The organism is Kribbella sp. NPDC054772 (assembly GCF_053611945.1).
On sequence record NZ_JBSHBJ010000069.1, the window covers coordinates 1 to 1,657 of the forward strand.

General features: G+C 69.9%; 1 pseudogene. It reads left to right on the plus strand.

Going from position 1 to position 1,657, the window contains the following annotated elements:
* Nucleotides 1-1,657, plus strand: a pseudogene (locus ACWGID_RS41430) (hypothetical protein); the annotation flags it as partial.

A 1,657-nucleotide genomic window follows, 5' to 3' on the forward strand; every position in this document is an offset into this window, starting at 1 on the left:
AGATAGAATCGAACACATGTTCGACAATGATCTGAGTGAGCTCTCCACGGCCGACCTGCTCGAGTCGGCCGCCGAGCACCGCGCGCTCGCCAACCAGGCCGACGCGCGACTGCTCGAGCACGCCCAGATCTACGCCGACCGCTTCCACCCCAGCATCCGCGACATCCGCCCCACCCGCCGCGCCAGCGACGGCCGCGAACGCTCCGTCGTGCTCGGCGGCGACGGCTGCCCACCCATCGCGGAATTCGCGATCGCCGAGTTCGCCGTCATCCTCGGAACCTCCCCGATGACCGGCGCCAAGTTCCTCGGCGAAGCCCTCGCCCTGCGGCACCGCTTCCCCTTCACCTGGGCCCGCGTCCAATCCGGCCACGCCACCCCCTGGAAAGCCCGCCGCATCGCCGCCGCCTGCCTGAAACTGTCCGAAGACGCCGCCCACTACGTCGACCAACGCGTCGCCCCACTCATCGACTCGATCACCCCCTACCGCCTCGACAAGATCGTCCACGCCGCGAAAATGCACGCCGACCCCGAAACCGCCCGCGCCGAAGCCGCTGAGGCAGCCCGCGCCCGCGGCGTATTCATCGGCCGCAGCGACGACCACGGCAACAAAACCATCTACGTCAAAGCCCCCGCCGGCGCCGTCATCCGCCACGACGCCACCATCACCGCCATCGCCGACGCCCTCCACACCATCGGCGACACCCGCCCCCTCCAACACCGCCGCGCCGACGCCATCGGCATCCTCGCCGACCCCCGCTACACCGAACAACTCCTCACCCAAGCCCGCACCACCCACCCCAACCCCACACCCACCGAAGAGCCCGCGCCTGCTGAAGCCTCCGCGCCTGCCGGAGCGACGACGCCTGCCGGAGGGACAACGCCTGCCGGAGGGACAACAGTTGCTGGAACGAGCGCACCCGCTGGAGCACCCACGCCCGCCGAAGCGCACACGCCTGCTGCTGGGGCGAGCGCGGCTGCTGGAGTATCTGGACCGGCCGGAGCGAGTGTTGCTCGGGCGGTAGGGGTGCGGGAGACAGACTTCGGCGCCGATGACGACGACCTGCTGGCCGAGTGGAACACCGGCTGCGCGGAACCGGGAACCGACGACGAGGCCGATCGCGACGCACCCCACCCCAGCTCCAGCGACCTGCCCGATCCACTCGACGCCCCAGACAGGCAAGTCATCGAGCCGCTCGAACCCGATCCAACCACCCACTCCGACGACCCCGGCGACGGCGCCTGGGCCATGGACCCTGCAGCCCGCCGCGCCCTCGACCTACGCCTCGCCCAGATCAAACAAGACGCCCACGCCAAACCCCGAAGACTCCGCACGCCACCCACCACACCCGGAACATCCACCAGGCCCGGAGAATTCACTGCACCCGGAGACTCCAGCTCACCCGGAGACTCCACCGCACCCGGAGAATCCAGCGCGCCCGGGGCATCCACCGCACCCGGAGAATCCAGCCTGCCCGGGGGATCCAGCCTGCCCTCACGCCCCGGGCACACCGAGATCTTCGTGCACCTCACCGACCACACCCTCGCCACCGGGACCGGCGTCGTGCGCGCCGAAACCATCGGGCCGCTGCTCGCCGAACAACTCACCGAACTCGTCGGCCACGCCCCCTACACCATCAAACCCGTCATCGACCTCAAC